The organism is Pradoshia sp. D12 (assembly GCF_008935075.1).
Taxonomy (GTDB): Bacteria; Bacillota; Bacilli; order Bacillales; family Pradoshiaceae; genus Pradoshia.
In genome coordinates this window covers 489,979-508,400 of sequence record NZ_CP044545.1, presented here as the reverse complement: position 1 = coordinate 508,400, position 18,422 = coordinate 489,979, and the positions used below count along the sequence as shown (strand labels likewise).

Below are 18,422 nucleotides of genomic sequence, written 5' to 3'. Positions count from 1 at the left end.
ACCGGGGGCATTTTTATGTTCTGGATGTTCTCTGCTATAAGGCAGCGAACAGATAACCACTTTAGCGCTGTCTGTTCACCATATAATTCAATAAGTGCTTTAAAAATGAACTCTTCGGTGAAATCTGTACAATAGCTTCCATAGCATAGCAGTAATGATCCCACATTACTTTACGAGCACCCTCCCTGCCAAGAACTGATACAAATGTAGAATTATTATTCTCTTTGTCCTGTCCGACTGGTTTTCCAAGTAAAAGGTCATCCCCCTCCAGATCAAGCAAGTCATCTTTAATTTGAAATGCGATTCCGGCATGATGGGCGAATTTTTTTAACTTCTCTATCTCGGATTCCCCTACTTGAGCAAGAATGGCAGGCATAATGAGTGATGCCTCAAATGCGATTCCTGTTTTGTAGAAGGAAAGCGTGTTTAATTCCTCTAAAGTCAGCATTTTCCCTTTCGATTCCAAGTCCATTGCCTGCCCTCTGCACATATCCATGGCTACCTGGGATGAATATCGAATTAACTGTAGAACAGACGCAGCATCAAACTGTTTCAGTGATGCTTGTTCCTTCATAGCATTCTGAATAAGATATACTGAAGTTATTTCTGCTATTCCTGTATTATGGACCGTATGCAAGGTAGCACGGCCTCTTCGAATAGGCGCATTATCCTGAGATGGCAGATCATCGAGAATAAGAGATGCCGTATGCATATATTCCAGGGATTTAAGAAGCGGCACAATCGCTGTAGAATCCAGCCCATACTCCCTGACTCCCATCATCCAGGTCACGATTGGCCTTAGCCTCTTTCCATCACCTTCAAGACTGTAATTTGCCGCATCAATGATTGGATCATTCGTCAAAAGTGTAGATTCTAGTTGATTAATAGGCAGATATTGATTAATCTCCTGACGAATGCTCTTTATTGTGTTAGCAAATTCGCTTTCCTCTTGACGATCCTTTCTCATATTGGAAAGGATATGATCTCGGAGCAATTTATCAAAGAAATCCACATCATCTGCTTTCTGAACCATCGTTTGGATAAGGCGATTAAATGTCGGCATATTTGCTGTTAATAAATTCATCAATTCATCATACTGCTTAGTACCTAATCGTTCTTTATTTCTTTTTAGGCCATTAATTGCTCGATCTAGTATGACCTCACAAGCATGTGGATCAGAATCATATACATGATGAATCAAGTTGAAAATAACCGTCCAATATAATTCGAATGGGTTAATAAGGTCAGGACGCTTATCATGATAGGTTAGATAATACGTATATGGAGTGACCGCTCCTGCATCCATATCATCAAATAAATCCGCAAAGTCATCTGCCAATTGATTGTATATTCCATAGTAAAACGTGCGTTTGTTAAACCCTTCATCCTCTGGTGCACTAATAACAGAACGAACGATCAATCGTGAAGATGATGATTTTAATATGATTGGAATAAACAAATCTTCATTGGTGTAATGTTCATTTGTTAACTCTTTAACTCGGTCTACTTCCTGTGAATGAAAAAACACATACGCCTGGTCGAAAAATATCCTGGAATTTTCAGGGCTTTGGCAACCTTTAATATACTCGAATGCTTCCTTCAGTTCTGAATGAATAAACCGGATAAGTTCTTCATTTTTACCAGACCACTCGTCTATTTCTGGGACTGTCCCATTTATAAGCGTCATTCTAATGATAGTTGAAAACTGCTTTTTCTCCTCATCGGATAAAACATTTGCATCTAGTAAATCATCTATAAAAGGATAGGTCAGACCATAGGAATATCCTAGCCGAATGGCTTCATCAAGTTTCTGTGCCCGTTCCTCCGGGGAAATATCAGAGCCCATCTCTTCCCTAACGTGCATCATAACTCCACCTATGATTTTGATTAATTTACGTTGGGCATTTTCGGCATCCATTCCATTCGGTATAGAGGATGACACGATTCTTAGCTTGTCGAATAGCCAGATGACTGTTGACTCGATATTCTCCTTTTGGCCCCATCTGTACAAACCGTGTGTACTAAACAAATCAAACTCACTAGCTTCTTCAAATTTATCTGTAACTAATTGAGAGATGAGCGTATCCACGACTTGTTTGATTTTAGTTTGTGTTTCAGGCTTGTCCAGGGCTTTGCCCAAATCTCTCAGATAGATATATGAAATACTTCGATGAAGATACTGCTCCAGTTTCCCTCTCTTATTCAACCAGCTTATATACTGATGATACTCCTTATTTGTTGTTTTTTTATTTTTATGAGCAAAAAGGGAAGCTAAGGATCGATGACGAATATGATTCTGCTTCCACGATTGAATATCTTTCGTTAATGCATCGATATAGCTCTTTTCAATCACCTGCGCACGCAAGGATTCAAAATACTTTTCAGCCTTCTCTTCAGCCAATACATAACATTTATCACTATTATTTATGACCTTCTCATTCATAAGTTCAACTACCTCTTGTTTTCTTTTGGTTATACAATTTCCTACTCACTTAATACAAAAGTACCATCTTTATAAGCATAAAGCTAAAATAAACAATGTGGTATTTTTGACCTATTTCTCAGTGAACGATTATCGCCCCTGACCAACGTCTTATTTATATACTCTTCAGGAAAACATACCTTTACTAACTATAAAAATCCCCCTTCAAACTTTGAAAGAGGATTTCTCATCCATGTTTTATAAATAACATTTAATTGATTTTTCAATCCAATAGGTAAATATCGTATTTGGACATCTTTTTTCAAATAACTTCATTTTTAAATACATATCAATTCCATCCGAAACATCATGCCATAAATCCGTAAAAACAAAATCAAATTGACCCTTGGCCATAGATTTTTGAGCATATTCAAAGGCATTAGCTTTAATGATCTTAATCTTTTGATGGTTTTTGAATTGCGGCAATATATACGTTTGGAACAAGTTAATCACGTCTTCATTCATTTCGACTACCGTGATGCTGTCAACATTCTCTTTTTCAGAAATCATATAGGTATAATAACCAAGTCCCAATCCATATGTAAGTACATTTCCAAACGCCTGCTCAATCGGTTCTTTCATGGTTTCGATTTCATTAGGCGTTACCGTCATCCATATTCTTTCGTTTTCTAAAATAGCTGGATACTCAAATTCTGTTTCAAAAAAACCGATTTGCGGGATTTGCCTGCCTTCTTTTGTTTTGACAATATCATTGCATACAAAACCCTCAAACGGTTTATACTTTTCATATTTTAGTTCACTATTACCAATCTTCAACGTTGGGATCTTGATATTCTTATAATAAGGGTTTTCGCAATATTCCTTTTCATCCAATTTAAAAAACATTCCATTAAAGTAATTGTTGAATAGATTCTTATCATCCATCTTATCCACAATATCCAATCCAAAAGCAGCCGCTAAAATGACCGCAAATGCATGCTCATAAGATACGCCATACTGAACAATCTCATTTATCTCTTCTCTATCAACAAAATCGGGCGCCTTATTTAAATAATTGCTTAGCAATGCGAACACTTTATAATTATCTTCTTTTACTCCACCATTCGGTTTCATTTCTTCACCTGTATTCATTGAGTTATAGTAAAATAATAGCGAAAAAATAGAGATGGAGCAATGAAACTGGAATTCCCCTTAAGTAAACACAGGCACTTCAGATAAATGAATGAATAAAAAAAGTCCCTGATTCCAGTATAGAAATCAGGGACTGCTTACTGTATAGCTTTACTGCATTTCGATAAGCAATTAATATGTTACTTTTTATGCACTTTTCGCCTTAGCCTGTTTACTTTCTCCAATTTTCTCTATATCCTCTAAACTGCGACCGCGAGTTTCAGGAACACATGTCCGTATAAATAGGACTCCCAGTAAACAAATACCACCGAAGATGGCAAAAACAGCTTCTTGAGGCATAAAAGCAATCATGATTGGGAAAAGCAATCCGACCAAGAAAGAACCAATCCAGTTAAATGATGAAGCTAATCCTGACGCACGTCCGCGAATGGCTAGCGGGAATATTTCTCCAACTATGACCCAAGTTAAAGGAGCCCATGTGAATGAATAAAACGCAACATAGATACTTAGAAAAACAACCATCATCATCGGATTCACATTAGGAATTAGTATGTTTAAGATGGCCGGAAAAATAAAGGAGAGTCCCATAATGGTTCCGCCAACTGTTAATAAAGTACGGCGCTTAAATTTATCAGCAATGACCAGGAATACTAATGAACCTATTACGAGGATAATCCCCTGAATGATTGGCCACATCAACGCGGAACTGGCTGCATGACCCGTAGCATTTTCCACAATCAAAGGAATGTAATAGAAGATGGCATTTGCACCCTGGAATTGTTGAAAAGCTGCTACACCTACACCCGCAAAGACCAAGTAACGGTATTTACCACTTAAGAGAGTTCCCCAAGACGTTTTCTGACTTACCGTTTTTTCTTCTTTTGCAGCTTCTTGAATTTGTTTTATTTCAGCATCAATATCTTTTTTATTTGAACGAATATAGCCCAATACCTTACGAGCTTCATCAAATTTATTATTCTTAATTAAAAATCTTGGTGATTCAGGTAACTTTAACATTCCAAAAAATAAGATGATAGCAGGTACTGCAGCCAAACCAAGCATCATCCGCCATGCCATAGTTTCTGGCAGGTCTTTCAATAGATAATCAACAATGTATGAGAGCAACATCCCAGAAACGATCATGGTTTGATTTATTCCTGACAGACGACCGCGCAATTTTGCAGGCGCCATTTCCGACATATAGGCTGGAACCAACGCAGAGGCAGCCCCAACAGCTAGTCCTAGAAACATCCGTGATACAATCAAAAATAGTATTCCATCATGGGGGGCTATGCCTGACAATATGGATCCCACAACAAAAATGACAGCAGATATTAAAATCATTTTGCGTCGTCCTAAACGGTCAGACAGCTGACCAGCTACGACACCTCCAAAAATAGCTCCAAACATTACCGAAGAGGTAATCCAACCAATAGCGGTAGCTCTTCCTTCGAGGCTCCAATCACTTTCTAAAAAAGGTAATGCTCCCGTCATAACACCTATATCATAACCAAAAAGAATGCCGGCAAAAGCTCCAAAGAAATAAATAAAGCGACTTGATATTTTCTTTTCATTAACCATGAATGTTCCCTCCACTAGGTGCAAAAATATATTGCTAGAAATCCTACCACTAAGACTATTAATAGCCTTAACATATATAAAAGCGTTTTCAAGTCCTGCAAAATTGCTATAATACCAGTAAGTTTTTAATAGAATATTTACGTTCATAGCTTGTCTTACATGATAGTAGGTGTTGCCTATTTAATAATAGAGATGCTCTGTTTAATTTAATGAATAACGCATTAGGGTACTTTTGAATCAAATATAATGAATCCAAAAACATTTAGTTTTATTTCTTCATCTTAAACGCTTTCATATATATAAACAAAGAACACGCTTACAAATAAAAGCATCTTATTCTACCTTCTGGGATAATCTATTATCCTCCAAGAAAGCATAAGCCCCCTCGGAGGATAAAGCCATTACCTAATAACTACATAATCTAAGTCAACAAGCTTTGCATACGTGATAATTTGATCTGTTGTCAGATTCAATGAAACAACTGTATGGTGACCGCCGCCATTCTCAATCCACGCTTTAACCCCATCCTGGAAGTTTGGCTTTACTTCCCATAGTACACGTGCTACTGGAAGATTAGGTGCTTTAACAGTTGGCTCAAAAGCAGAAACTTCATTAATCAAAAGCTTGTAATGTGTACCAAAGTCAGCCATTGAAACAACAACACCATCTCCTGCCTTACCATCGAAAACTAAACGAGCCGGATCTTCACGATCACCGATACCTAATGGAGATACGACAATTTTTGGCTTGTTGCAAGCTAATGTTGGATCTACTTCAAGCATATGTGATTGAAGAGCAGCTTCTTGCCCAACAGCTAGTTCATAAGTGTAATCCTCCATAAATCCAGTCGATTGGTTATGGCTCATCACTTTAAGTAAGCGATCTAGGGCTGCAGTCTTCCAATCCCCTTCACCAGCAAATCCATATCCTTGGGCCATCAAACGTTGCACTGCAAGGCCAGGAAGCTGTTTCATGCCATATAAGTCTTCAAAGTTAGTTGTGAATGCATTGTAACCACCATCATCAAGGAAACGCTTAATGGCAATTTCATAGCTTGCTTGCACCTTCACGCTCTTTTCCCAATCTTCTTTGCTGTATATGCCATAATCAAATTCATATAGTTCCGCATACTCAGCAATTAAATCGTTCACTTCTTCGTCCTTAACGTCATTCACATATTGAACAAGATCGCCTATACCAAAGTAGTCAACAGTCCATCCAAATTGAATTTGAGCCTCTACCTTATCCCCTTCGGTTACTCCAACATTACGCATGTTATCACCAAAACGAGCAACTTTTATATTGAAGCTTTCGTTATAAGCAACCGCTACATCCATCCATTCTGCTATTTGCTTTTGGACTTCAGCACGTTTCCAGTAACCTACTACAACTTTATTTTGCTTTTTCAAACGCGCATTGATAAATCCATATTCACGATCACCATGAGCTGATTGATTCAGATTCATGAAGTCCATATCAATGGTTTCCCATGGAATACTTTCGTTAAACTGCGTTGCTAAATGTAGCAATGGCTTTTGTAATAATTTTGTTCCGCGAATCCACATTTTTGCTGGTGAGAAGGTATGCATCCAAGTAATTACGCCCGCAACCTCATCACGATAGTTCACTTCTTTCATAATGCTTGTAATTTTATCTGCACTTACAGCTAAATCCTGCAATACAAGCGGGTAAGGTAATATACCGCTTTCATTTAAGGCATCCGTCATCGTTTGTGCGTGTGCTTTGACTTCCGCCAGTGCTTCTTCCCCATATAGATGCTGTGAACCTACGACAAACCAAAACTCTTTTACTTTAGACATAATAATCCTCTTTTCGTAGTTTGATAGTTTGTATTATTTTTGCCCATAGTAGGCATTTTTTCCATGTTTACGTAGATAGTGCTTATCTAAAATACGTTGTGGCAATTCTTCAGCAAAATGATTTAGTTCTCGTGTAAATAAATTCATTTTTGAGACCTCTTCTAATACCACACTGTTCATAACCGCTGATTTTGCATCTTTGCCCCAAGTAAATGGTCCGTGTCCATGAAGTAAAATACCGGGAACTGCCAATATATCTAATCCACGTTGTTCAAATGTTTCGATAATGACCTTTCCAGTTTCCACTTCGTACCCACGGTCAACTTCCTCTTGAGTTAAAAACCTTGCACATGGAATGGAACCATAGAATGTATCGGCATGAGTAGTTCCCATCGCCGGAACATCTAAACCTGCTTGAGCCCATATAGTCGCCCAGGTTGAGTGCGTATGCACAATGCCGCCAATCTCTGAATAATGCTTGTAAAGTACTGCATGAGTTGCTGTATCTGATGAAGGATTCAATTCCCCTTCAACCACCTGACCATCCAAATCAACAACCACCATATCACTTGGCTTCATCGTCTTATAATCAACACCGCTCGGTTTGATAACAAATAAGCCACTATCACGGTCAATTGCACTTACATTTCCCCATGTATATTTGACGAGTCCATGCTTGGGCAATTCTAAATTTGCTTCAAATACTTCCTCTTTTAACTTTTCTAACACTTGAACCCCTCCAAACTTGGACTCATAAAATCAAATGATCGACAGCTGCCTGCTCAATTACAAGACCTTTTTTATATCGCTCTATAAATTTCTCAAAACCTTTAACATCAAACTGATCCGGATATATTTCTTGACTATCAACCTCGAAAAAGACTTTTTGGTCAAGGAATTCTTCCAAGTATTCCTTCTCATTTTTGTTCATCATGTAAGAAGCCAGAATAGCCATCCCCCACGCACCGCCCTCTCCGGCTGTTGCCATAACGGATACTGGTGCATCAATGGCAGCTGCGACGATTTTTTGACCTACAATAGGTGTTTTGAATAATCCGCCGTGAGCCAAAATGCCGTCAATTTCAACACTTTCTTCTTTAGTCATAATGTCCATTCCAATTTTTAATGCGCCAAATGCAGTAAAAAGATGAGCTCGCATAAAGTTTGCTAAATTAAACTGACTACCAGGAGGTCGTACGAATAGCGGTCGCCCCTCATCTAATCCTGTAATATTCTCACCGGATAAATAGCCATAGCTTAGCAATCCGCCAGCATCCGGTTCAGCCTCCAAAGCTTTATTCAGCATCACTTCATATAATTGATCCGTTTCTATCTTTTGGCCCATTGCTTCAGAGAACTCACGGAATAATTTCAGCCAGGCATTTAAATCACTGGAGCAGTTATTAGCATGAACCATCGCTACAGGACTGCCATCAGGTGTTGTTACTAAATCAATTTCCGGATACACTTTTGAGAGTTCTTTTTCCAGTACAATCATGGCAAAGACTGATGTTCCTACTGAAATATTACCAGTACGCTTTCTCACACTATTTGTAGCAACCATTCCTGTACCCGCATCACCTTCCGGCGGACAAAGCGGAATACCTGGTTGTAAATTCTGTGATTGATCAAGAATTTTTGCCCCAACTTCAGTCAATTCACCAGCTTGTTCTCCTGAAAGATAAACTTTAGGAAGAATCTCCTCTAGGCTCAAAGGACAACCCTTCGTGGAAATTAGTTCATCAAATTGCTTAACCATTGATTCATTATAATTCTTTGTTGATTCATCGATTGGAAACATACCTGAAGCATCTCCAATACCGATCGCTTTATTACCAGTCAGTAACCAGTGGATATAACCTGCTAAAGTCGTAACATAATCAATACGCGGCAAATGTTTCTCTTCATTTAAGATAGCTTGATAAAGATGAGCAACGCTCCATCGTTCTGGGATATTGAATTTAAATGTATCAGTCAATTCTTTAGCTGCCGCACTCGTTGTTGAGTTACGCCAAGTACGAAACGGAACAAGTAATTCTCCTGTATGATCAAAGGCCATATATCCGTGCATCATGGCTGAGATTCCAATAGAACCAATCTTCCGAATCGTTATCCCATAGTTTCTTTCAACTTCTTGCTTCATCTCATGATACGCTGCTTGTAGTCCAGTAATAATATCGACTAGGCTGTATGTCCAAAAACCATCCTCCAAGCGGTTTTCCCACTCATAGCTTCCAGATGCAACCGTTTCAAAATTATGATCAATTAACACTGCCTTGATACGTGTAGAACCAAATTCAATTCCAAGAGAAGTCTCTCCCCTAGCAATTGCCTCTTGTATGTTTGCTTTGTTCTTTCTCATATAAACCCCCATCTGATAGCGGTTTCAATATCCGGAATGATTACGCTTTCTATTTGTTAACTTGATTATATTTATTTGTACGTACAAATGTCAACTAATGTGTAATTAGTACACACAAATTTAACATTCTCGATTTTAGTACAAATCAAACAAAGACCCACAAAACCATTTATTGGGTATACTATTAAAAGAACTAATGAAAGATGTTACTTATAAAATAGAATTAGATTGCTTATTTTATTTCTTACTAATTCAAAGTAAAATATGTACATACAACTATTTCGAATCAATCAATTAGTGCAAGAGCACCAATGAAGGAAGTGAGCTATAAATGAAACCAAAATATCAGGTCATCATTGATGATATAAAAAGCAAGATTCTTTCGGGAGATTATAAAGTTGGTGACCAAATCCCTACTGAAGCTTCCCTCCAAGAAAAATACGAAGTGAGCCGACAAACTGTTCGTAAAGCTATTTTAGAACTATCAAACGAAGGATTTTTAAGAAGTGAAAAAGGGTCTGGCACTTATGTCAGTAACCAATATCAAGCAAAATCTGGCGGTCAATCTAACACTAAAACAATCGGAGTCATTACAACCTACATTTCTGATTATATTTTCCCCTCCATTATTCGAGGGATTGAAGGCAGATTAAATGAAGAGAATTATTCGTTATTATTAGCCAGTACAAATAATGATGTCGAACAGGAAAAGAAAGCTTTGGAAATGATGCTGTCATTTGGAGTGGATGGTTTGATCATAGAGCCTACGAAAAGCAATCTATATAATCCAAACATCTCTTATTACCTGTCATTTAAAGAACAAGAGGTTCCATTCATTATGATTAATGCTTATTATGAAGAATTAAGTGTTCCCTTTCTTTGTCTTGATGACGTCCAGTCCAGTTATCTCGCAACAAAGGAATTAATTTCGAAGGGACATACACATATCGGGCTAATATCAAAATCAGATGACCTACAGGGAAAATATCGAATGAAGGGATATATAAAAGCGCTTGGAGAAGCCAAATTAGGATTTCGACCTGAGCATGTGCTTACATTCGATACAGAAACAAAGCCCAATTTATCAGCTAGCTTGAAGAAATTTTTAGAGGAAAATATTCACCTATTAACCGCGATTGTTTGCTATAACGATGAAGTCGGTTTAGAAGTAGTAAATGTGTGTAAACAGCTTAATATTTCCATTCCAGAGAAGTTATCAATAATCGGGCAGGACAATTCCTATATTGCCAAAAATGCTACTATTGCACTGACAACATTAACCCACCCACAGGAACAAATGGGACGTGATGCAGCTGATTGGCTCATTAAGAAATTGCAAGGAAAACGAGATTTACCAAACGAAACCTATTATCAGCCAGTGTTAGTTGAAGGAGAAACAGTAAAAGATTTAGAGATACATTAAGCAATAGTTATGAATATATTTTATTTCATATGGTGCTACTAAATTACTTAATGAAAAAGAAAAGCCCTGTTTATGCTCGTTATGATACCCGAGCATAAACAGGGCTTTACTCTATTTCTGCTATATATGGTATTTGACTGTGCACTAATCAAATCTTAACTACCAGTTAGCTACTTCCACCTCTGCTTTTAACCATTTTTCCCAAACAGAATCCGTTATTTTGAGTAAGCTTAATGAAATACCTTTCATATCTAAGGAAGTTAAATGGTTTCCAACCTTCACAAATCTAATATCCAAGCCTTCCAGCTCGCATAAACGTCGGATGTCATTGGTAAAGATATACTGTTCCATCAGCGGTGTAGCCCCTAACCCATTCACCAAAATGGCAAATCGATCTCCTTTTTTCCATCGATAAAGACTTTTAAGTTTATTCATAAGCTCTATGGCTAAAATTTCAGAGGAATGAAATTCTTCTTTCCGGTATCCCACTTCACCATGAATCCCAATTCCGTAAAATACTTCATTATCCTGTAGTATAAATGACCTTCTATCTGTCTCAGGATGGGTTACCGGTGAAAGTGCAACTCCCAATGTATGTAAATGATTGATGACAGACTGGCCAATTTCCGTTAGTTCGTTTAGAGAATATCCCTCACGTGCAGCAGCTCCAAGTATTTTATGGACAAACACAGTACCAGCCACACCACGTTTCCGCTTATTGAAGGAATTGTCGTCTTCAATGGAGACATCATCACTTACAATGACATGATCAACAGTCCAGCCTTCTTTTTGGGCGATGGATTCAGCCATCAAAAAACTCTCTAAATCTGCTTTAAAATTTTTGACTATGAGCAAGACACGCTTATTTTTATCAATCATCCGAATGGCGGCTACTATTTGCTCAGTTGTTGGCGGCGTGAAAATTTCTCCATTAACAGAAATGGAGAGCATTCCTTTCCCTACATATCCATAATGAGCCGGTTCGTGTCCGCTGCCGCCTCCGCTAATAATGACTACCTCCTCTCTTATATCTTTTAAATCTTTCCGATAAACAATATCATGCTTGGGCTCATAAGAAACCCTTTCTTTATGTTCAAAACAAAATCCAGCCAACATGTCTCTTACAACATGCTGAACATCATTAATTATTTTTTTCATTCTTATTCCCTCTCGCTGCTCACTCCTGCAGAAATGGCAGTAATTGATCATTTATCATATATTTCATCAAGGATGACATCGTGGAAGATTCGAGAGTGCAATCTTTCTCAATCCACTCTTTGATTATCCCTACAAACCCATAGCTATAAAAAGAAGCCATTAATTCTTTCCTTTCATTAGAAACCTTTAATCCGCTTCCGTCCAAACGGTTAGTAATAATCTCAAGATACAAATTCTTTGTGTGTTCATATAAGTATTCGTTAAAGGAATTTTGCTCTTCTACTTTAAATGCATTTTGATAGAATCGTCGATTCTGACTGAAGTATTCCAATAACAAATGAAAGATGTTCTCCCACTTTTCATATCCAATAAAGTCTGTAATATTTTCCTTCGTTTCTTCTTTATAAATCCAGCCAAGCAATTCATATTTATCTTGAAAATGGTAGTAAAATGTTTGCCTTCGCATCTTACAGTTTACCATAATGTCGCTTACTGAAATTTTATGAAAAGGTTCAGTTACCATTAAATCTTTTAATGATTTTGCAATTATTTTTTGTGTGATAATCGATGAGGTCATGGGTTACCTTCCCTATTAAAATTGTAATTTAATTATACAAAAATGATATAATTACGGCTATTTTGACAAATACGGTTATTTGTCCGTTTACTTTAAAACGCTTACATTATACTGTTAACAGTATGAATAAATTTAGCAAGACTACCAATTTTTAATAGAAACGGGAGGTAATACAAATGAAGAAGATTATAAATAAACCTGAGAACCTCGTAATGGAGATGGCTAATGGATTAATCATGGCACATCCGGAACTCGAGTTTCTGAAGAAATATAAAATTATTAAGAAACGAGTAATAAATGAAAACAAAGTGAGCTTAATTAGCGGGGGAGGCAGTGGGCATGAACCTGCACATGCGGGCTTTGTCGGAAAAGGTATGCTTGATGCTGCAGTATGCGGGGATGTGTTTGCTTCGCCATCACAAATACAAGTGTATCAGGGAATCAAAGCAGCTGCCGGTCAAAAAGGGGTCCTGATGATTATTAAAAATTACAGCGGTGACATCATGAACTTTAAAAATGGTGCCGCTTTAGCAATCGAGGATGGTATCCAGGTTGAATATGTTCGAGTAGCTGACGATATAGCCGTTGAAGACAGTCTGTATTCTGTAGGACGCCGCGGTGTTGCAGGAACTGTACTTGTTCATAAAATTGCCGGTGCAGCTGCCGAAGAAGGCAGAGACCTTATGCAGGTAAAAGCAATTGCAGAAAAAGCCGCAGAAAATGTAAAAAGCATCGGGGCAGCTCTTACATCCTGTACCGTTCCAGCTAAAGGAACTCCGACATTCAAATTAGAAGAAGATGAAATCGAATACGGTGTCGGCATTCATGGAGAACCAGGAATCAGAAGAGAAAAATTGATTTCTGCAAATGAGTTGGCTAAACAAATGATAGATGATCTTCTAAAGGATTTTGGACAAGATGGGGATGAAACATCTGATATTGCTATTCTTGTAAATGGCTTCGGAAGTACTCCACTTCAAGAACTCTATTTATTTAACAATTCGGTTATGAGAGAAATGAGTAACAGAAATATTCATGTTTATAGAACCTTTGTCGGCAATTATATGACAAGTATTGATATGGCTGGAGTATCCTTGACAATTATGAAGCTTGATGATGAGCTGAAATCATTATTATCAAGCGAATGTTCTGCTGCGGCATTTAAAGTGGATGCACCTGTTGAGGGTGTTCAGTATACCGACCCTGTTGATGAGATTGAAGAAAAGACCGTTTCATTCAATACAGCGACAAGTGAGGAATACGCTGTAATCCACGATGATGTCCTTTCCTTAGAGAACATCATCTATCTCATTGATAAAATGAGCGAAGTCATTATCCGCAATGAGATACCATTCTGCGAGCTTGACTCTCATGCCGGTGACGGAGACTTTGGTATGAGCGTTGCTAAAGGATTCAAGCAATTGAAACGAGAATGGAGTTCTATCTTAAATCAGGAACCATTATCTATTGGAACATTCCTTGATGCATGCTCGATGGTCATTATGGAATATTGTGGTGGAGCGTCCGGTCCAATTTGGGGTTCTGCATTCCGTGCAGCCGGCAAAGCCGCAGGCGATAAAAATGAATTAACGATCGAGGAGTTTGCAAACCTATTACAGGCAGCTGTTAAAGGAATACAAGTAACTGGAGAACGTTCATTTGGTAGAGGTGCAGTCGTCGGTGACAAAACTCTGATTGATGCTTTAGTTCCATGTGCTGACTCTTGGTCTGAGTGCGCAAAAGCTGGAATAGACTTTAAAACTGCCTTTGAAAATGGGGCAGCAGCTGCTGTTAAAGGCGCTAAATATACAGAAACAATCGTCGCCCGCATGGGACGTGCTGGTACGGTTGGAGAAAGAAGCCTGGGTTATCCTGATGCTGGAGCTTATGGACTTGGAGTTATCTTCACAGAGCTCTCCAGCAGCCTAAGATAACAGCATTGATTGCCAACCATACAACTCTTATAACCTAGCCACTCTAAGGAGCTGCAACTTTGCAGCTCTTTATTTATCATTTAGTCTTAGAATAATAAAGCAGCTTCAGTTGAGAGGGCTATTTTCGAAGGATTTTAACAATGTAAAAAGAAAAATTAAATGACCAACTTTTGATCATCCTTGTTCAACTTAGACATCTTTAATAAATATTATTTAAATAATAGGTATAGAACAATGGCACCGACTACGACTATTCCCCCTATTGTTGGACTTCCATAAACGGTTCTATTCCAACCATCCTCGGTGTCTATCTTATTTTTGTTACGCTTATCTTTGTCCTCATTCAACAATAACACCTCCATATAATTGCTATAACACTATTAAAGAACTACTACCTTAGGCGATGAAATTTTGAAAAAGATGGACGGTCAAAACTGTTGTTAACAAACACCCACAGGAAGTTAAGACTATTGTTTTTCTATTGTCTTGTTTTTCTTCAGGTTTATTGAACTCATTAATTTGTATAATCCATATTGTCATAGTTACAAGGGCAAGAATTCCGATGGACATATCAATCACTTCCTTTTTCCCTTTTATTTTTTTGAAGACTATCTCACTTCGAATTGTAACATTCTGTAAATCCGCAATAAATCCTTCTTAGCTAACTTGTCCCTTTAATACCATAAGAAATTCAACATAGAAAGACATCTTTTGGTCAACTTGGCCTTCTGCTCTTTCCCCTGTCAATTCCAACCTTTCCCCTTTTACATCCACTCTTTTCCGTGTTCACTAATGAACTTGATATCATTTTGATAATGTTCAAGGTGTCCTTCATCTATCATTTTTTGAAAATTACTATCGCCTTCTTTAGCTTTTCTTTCAATTGTTTTACATAGCCCTTGTAATCGCAACAATACCATCTCTAAAAAAACTTCTTCCACTTCCTTTCCATAGGATTCAAAAAACAATTTTACTCTGTGTTTTATTTTCATAGCGTGGTCTAAGAAATTATAAATAACTTCTTCACCTGTTTCAGATTGATAAGCTCTACTTAAAGGAATACAAGTATAAAGGGTATAGGCAATGTCCCAGAGTCTCGGTCCAGGGCCAGCAACATCAAAATCAATTATACCTACCGGTCGTTTACGATTAAAGATAATGTTATATATAGCGAAATCATTATGACAAAGCACCTCGAATGGTTGCGGAGTATTATCTATCGACTTCCAATCTTCTTCAATTAAAAAATCACTCACTGAATCGTGGTAGAGACTAAGCATCTGAGCTATTTCTTTTAAAACTTCATCAGACCACATATATCCCTTTAAAGGATAATTACCCGCTTCACCTTCTATATATGACAAAATCTCTCTACCTTTTTCATCAATACCAAAAAATTTAGGTGCATAAGTGAATCCTTTATTTTCTAAATGTATTAATAGCTTGTGAATTTTCGTACTGTCTGGCTTTAAATCTCTTCGAACGGTATCTCCTAAACGATATACGGTTGAGACATTTCCTCCAGTTAGAATTTCTTCTTTTTCGTATTTTGACATTTCACAAATACCCCTCAATATAAATTTGCCACCGTTTAGTTTCTGTCTATTGTTTAACATTCCTGCTTCTTTATCTCCATAAGAAATTCAACACGAAAAGGCATTAATCCTCCTAAGATCAACGCCCTGAAAATTTAAGTGAGAATTCCACTTACTATATGAATTATAAACATGGCTACTTACGTTTTTGGATTATTTGACGCACTGGAGATGCCAAAGCAAAAAATATAAGAGCTATAAAAATTGCTTTAATTAAAGAAACTTGCTCCATCATAGGTGTATGCGTTGAACGGCTCGAGGAAAAGATAGACCACCAACTTGGTTCGGCGTATGGTAGAGATACTCTGTACCAAATGATAAAAATTAAAAACACTAATAACCAGTAAATCTTCATAAAAACTCTCCTATACTTTTTAGATAAGTAAGGCTCGAATTAGTTACCATTATCTCTTATTTTCTAAACTTTTCAGCCAGTGTCTAAGTCCTTTGCCAGCATAGGGTTCATCACTAAATCGAGGAATAATATGTAGGTGAGAATGCATGATATGTTGACCTCCAATTGCATTGCAGTTCCAACCAATATTGTACCCATCAGGTCGATATGTTTCATCCAGGAGATCTTTCACTTCTTGCAGTAATGAATAGGTTGCAAACCATTCATCTTCTGTTAAGTCAAACACTGTTTCACGGTGTTTTATTGGAACTATTAATCCTGAGCCGACTAATACTTCTTGTGGCATTTGCAGAAACATACAATGTTCATTTTTTACAACAACTTCTTGCAGTTCTATTGTTTCAGGATTACAAAATGGGCATTCTTTCACTTCAATAACCTCCTCAGTTTCAGTTTTATTTTATATTATTTTACTCTTATTATAGTAACCTTTAAGAAAACAATTTTTAGAATAAACAAAAACGCAAAGGCAGTCATATAATCCTCCAAATTTAAAATTTGGTTAAATAATTCGATTAAAACATATAAATCCTTCTTAATCTAACCTGCATTCCTAGTTAACCGGCTTGTTATAGGAAATCAATTGAATAAGATAGGAAAGGGTCCTCCAGAAAGTCAGTAAAACTAACGTTCCGGATAACCCTCAAAAAACTTTTGTTATGATTTTGTTTTTCTCACTTCATAAAATAAATAAATTCCGATCAATATATATGTTATAGCTAAACCCATAATTAACTGCAATTCTTCATTTAAAGTTGTTCGAGCTAATACGATGGTCGGTAAGTGAAATGAAATTAAAAAAACGGGCAGGATTGCGGTTTTTGCCCAAATGGAGAATGTAACGATAAAGCAAAGAAAAAGTAAGCCGATGACTGTACTCCCTAAAACACCAAAGTTAATGGTTGGTGTAGGATAGATTGAATCAGCGACAAGCAAACCCATAAAGACGACCATACTAATGAAAATAGGGGCTAATAATATTAAAAACTCTCGAATTTTAGACACTTGATTCCTGGCTGTATAGCGAAATGCAATCATTACTCCGATAAAAAAGAGCACACAATACACAGCCGTTCCAATGATTTTTAATACACTATAGCTTAATGTACCTTTCAAAAGATCTCCGAAAATCGAAAATGACATTGCTCCAGCTATAATCAGGGGTATATATTTTACCCATGCTTTATAATCCGTCCTCATTTCATTGGAGATACTCTGCATATACTCTTTAGGAGAAGATCCAATAATCTGATCAATAGATTTACCATTTAGCTCGGCTTCATATAAATGCTCCTCAAGTTCTTTCGTAATATCATTAATCTCCTGATCATTTTTTCCACTTGAAAACAAGTATATCTTTAAATCATCAATAAACTTCTGACTTTTATCAGACAGTTGAAGTTGCTCCACTTTTGCATCACCTCATCCTTCAATTTCTTTCTTAATGACCGCGTTTACGCTGTTCTCAAGGTAACCCCATCTAACCAGAAAATTTTCTAAAGCTACCTGTCCTTCATCTGTTAATGAATAATATTTTCTCTTTGGTCCAGCAATTGAATCCCGGCGAACAGACGTAATAAGTCCTTCCCGTTGCATTCGGAGCAATAATGGATAAATGGTACCTTCGCTGATTGTCTCAAATCCATACTCACTTAAACGTTCTGCCATCTCATATCCATAACATTCTTTTCCTTTGATAATAGCCAAAAGGCAACCATCCAATATACCCTTCATCATCTGGGTTTGCGACATCTATAATCCACCACTCTTTTTATCTTGCATTGCAAGGTATATTACCAGTTTAAACCACACTACCTTGCAATACAAGATAATTGTTAATTACTTACAAATATCTTTCTCATATGAAGGTCAAAAAGAAAACACTAGGGCAAGATCCCCTATTAAATTCAAGTCTCTCCATCTCTCAAATAGAAAGAAGCAATGTAGCCCACTACATTGCTTCTTTAATGAATCCGCTCGATT

16 protein-coding genes are annotated in these 18,422 nt (G+C 37.2%); 2 read left to right on the top strand and 14 right to left on the bottom strand.

Annotation, left to right across the window (positions count from 1 at the left end; genetic code table 11):
• Nucleotides 1-61: 61 nt before the first annotated feature.
• From F7984_RS02515 to F7984_RS02490, 6 genes are all read right to left on the bottom strand, one after another.
• A complete protein-coding gene (locus F7984_RS02515; protein WP_140462164.1) occupies nucleotides 62-2,443 on the bottom strand; it encodes a polyprenyl synthetase family protein in 2,382 nt (793 codons plus the stop codon).
• Nucleotides 2,444-2,680: 237 nt separating this feature from the next.
• Nucleotides 2,681-3,574, bottom strand: coding sequence for a spermine/spermidine synthase domain-containing protein (locus tag F7984_RS02510; RefSeq protein WP_225983645.1), 894 nt, complete (start codon nucleotides 3,572-3,574; stop codon nucleotides 2,681-2,683).
• A gap of 186 nt (nucleotides 3,575-3,760) precedes the next feature.
• Complete coding sequence (locus tag F7984_RS02505) at nucleotides 3,761-5,155, bottom strand: sugar porter family MFS transporter (RefSeq protein ID WP_066108204.1); 1,395 nt, start codon at nucleotides 5,153-5,155, stop codon at nucleotides 3,761-3,763.
• Nucleotides 5,156-5,556: 401 nt separating this feature from the next.
• Nucleotides 5,557-6,975 carry an L-arabinose isomerase gene (gene araA / locus F7984_RS02500; RefSeq protein ID WP_066108207.1) on the bottom strand — a complete coding sequence of 473 codons (1,419 nt, stop codon included), beginning with the start codon at nucleotides 6,973-6,975 and terminating at the stop codon, nucleotides 5,557-5,559.
• Nucleotides 6,976-7,008: 33 nt separating this feature from the next.
• Entirely contained in the window at nucleotides 7,009-7,704 is a 696-nt protein-coding gene (locus F7984_RS02495; RefSeq protein WP_066108210.1) for an L-ribulose-5-phosphate 4-epimerase, read from the bottom strand.
• 22 nt (nucleotides 7,705-7,726) lie between these two features.
• Complete coding sequence (locus F7984_RS02490) at nucleotides 7,727-9,337, bottom strand: xylulokinase (protein ID WP_140462162.1); 1,611 nt, start codon at nucleotides 9,335-9,337, stop codon at nucleotides 7,727-7,729.
• A gap of 331 nt (nucleotides 9,338-9,668) precedes the next feature.
• Between F7984_RS02490 and F7984_RS02485 the strand changes: the two genes are divergently transcribed.
• Complete coding sequence (locus F7984_RS02485) at nucleotides 9,669-10,760, top strand: GntR family transcriptional regulator (protein WP_139892720.1); 1,092 nt, start codon at nucleotides 9,669-9,671, stop codon at nucleotides 10,758-10,760.
• 159 nt (nucleotides 10,761-10,919) lie between these two features.
• On the opposite strand, the gene dhaQ is transcribed toward F7984_RS02485, so the two are convergent.
• Both dhaQ and dhaS read right to left on the bottom strand, forming a co-directional pair.
• Nucleotides 10,920-11,918: a DhaKLM operon coactivator DhaQ gene (gene dhaQ, locus F7984_RS02480; RefSeq protein ID WP_139892721.1), complete on the bottom strand. Its 999-nt coding sequence runs from the start codon at nucleotides 11,916-11,918 to the stop codon at nucleotides 10,920-10,922.
• Between the two features lie 19 nt (nucleotides 11,919-11,937).
• A complete protein-coding gene (dhaS, locus tag F7984_RS02475) occupies nucleotides 11,938-12,495 on the bottom strand; it encodes a dihydroxyacetone kinase transcriptional activator DhaS (RefSeq protein ID WP_066108222.1) in 558 nt (185 codons plus the stop codon).
• 176 nt (nucleotides 12,496-12,671) lie between these two features.
• Here dhaS and dhaK point away from each other — a divergent pair, with 176 nt between their 5' ends.
• The gene (dhaK, locus tag F7984_RS02470) at nucleotides 12,672-14,429 is read left to right on the top strand and encodes a dihydroxyacetone kinase subunit DhaK (protein WP_140462161.1); all 1,758 of its coding nucleotides are present in this window, start codon (nucleotides 12,672-12,674) and stop codon (nucleotides 14,427-14,429) included.
• A gap of 209 nt (nucleotides 14,430-14,638) precedes the next feature.
• Here dhaK and F7984_RS18875 read toward each other — a convergent pair whose 3' ends face one another.
• The 6 genes from F7984_RS18875 to F7984_RS02445 form a co-directional block, all read right to left on the bottom strand.
• Nucleotides 14,639-14,776, bottom strand: a complete 138-nt coding sequence (locus F7984_RS18875) for a hypothetical protein (RefSeq protein WP_180350018.1) — start codon at nucleotides 14,774-14,776, stop codon at nucleotides 14,639-14,641.
• A gap of 49 nt (nucleotides 14,777-14,825) precedes the next feature.
• Entirely contained in the window at nucleotides 14,826-14,999 is a 174-nt protein-coding gene (locus F7984_RS18870) for a hypothetical protein (RefSeq protein WP_181162047.1), read from the bottom strand.
• Nucleotides 15,000-15,193: 194 nt separating this feature from the next.
• On the bottom strand, nucleotides 15,194-15,985 hold the full coding sequence (locus F7984_RS02465) for an aminoglycoside phosphotransferase family protein (protein WP_066108226.1): 792 nt from the start codon (nucleotides 15,983-15,985) through the stop codon (nucleotides 15,194-15,196).
• 443 nt (nucleotides 15,986-16,428) lie between these two features.
• Entirely contained in the window at nucleotides 16,429-16,809 is a 381-nt protein-coding gene (locus F7984_RS02455) for an HIT family protein (RefSeq protein WP_066108231.1), read from the bottom strand.
• Between the two features lie 287 nt (nucleotides 16,810-17,096).
• Nucleotides 17,097-17,849, bottom strand: coding sequence for a DUF1129 family protein (locus F7984_RS02450; protein ID WP_066108233.1), 753 nt, complete (start codon nucleotides 17,847-17,849; stop codon nucleotides 17,097-17,099).
• Between the two features lie 12 nt (nucleotides 17,850-17,861).
• Complete coding sequence (locus F7984_RS02445; RefSeq protein WP_066108236.1) at nucleotides 17,862-18,191, bottom strand: PadR family transcriptional regulator; 330 nt, start codon at nucleotides 18,189-18,191, stop codon at nucleotides 17,862-17,864.
• Nucleotides 18,192-18,422: the final 231 nt, after the last annotated feature.

Excerpts from the sequence above, each read along its gene's own strand:
- F7984_RS02515 (WP_140462164.1), bottom strand. The coding sequence starts at position 2,443 with ATGAATGAGAAGGTCATAAATAATAGTGATAAATGTTATGTATTGGCT.
- F7984_RS02510 (WP_225983645.1), bottom strand. The coding sequence starts at position 3,574 with ATGAATACAGGTGAAGAAATGAAACCGAATGGTGGAGTAAAAGAAGAT.
- F7984_RS02505 (WP_066108204.1), bottom strand. The coding sequence starts at position 5,155 with ATGGTTAATGAAAAGAAAATATCAAGTCGCTTTATTTATTTCTTTGGA.
- araA (WP_066108207.1), bottom strand. The coding sequence starts at position 6,975 with ATGTCTAAAGTAAAAGAGTTTTGGTTTGTCGTAGGTTCACAGCATCTA.
- F7984_RS02490 (WP_140462162.1), bottom strand. The coding sequence starts at position 9,337 with ATGAGAAAGAACAAAGCAAACATACAAGAGGCAATTGCTAGGGGAGAG.
- F7984_RS02485 (WP_139892720.1), top strand. The coding sequence starts at position 9,669 with ATGAAACCAAAATATCAGGTCATCATTGATGATATAAAAAGCAAGATT.
- dhaQ (WP_139892721.1), bottom strand. The coding sequence starts at position 11,918 with ATGAAAAAAATAATTAATGATGTTCAGCATGTTGTAAGAGACATGTTG.
- dhaS (WP_066108222.1), bottom strand. The coding sequence starts at position 12,495 with ATGACCTCATCGATTATCACACAAAAAATAATTGCAAAATCATTAAAA.
- dhaK (WP_140462161.1), top strand. The coding sequence starts at position 12,672 with ATGAAGAAGATTATAAATAAACCTGAGAACCTCGTAATGGAGATGGCT.
- F7984_RS18870 (WP_181162047.1), bottom strand. The coding sequence starts at position 14,999 with ATGTCCATCGGAATTCTTGCCCTTGTAACTATGACAATATGGATTATA.
- F7984_RS02465 (WP_066108226.1), bottom strand. The coding sequence starts at position 15,985 with ATGTCAAAATACGAAAAAGAAGAAATTCTAACTGGAGGAAATGTCTCA.
- F7984_RS02445 (WP_066108236.1), bottom strand. The coding sequence starts at position 18,191 with ATGTCGCAAACCCAGATGATGAAGGGTATATTGGATGGTTGCCTTTTG.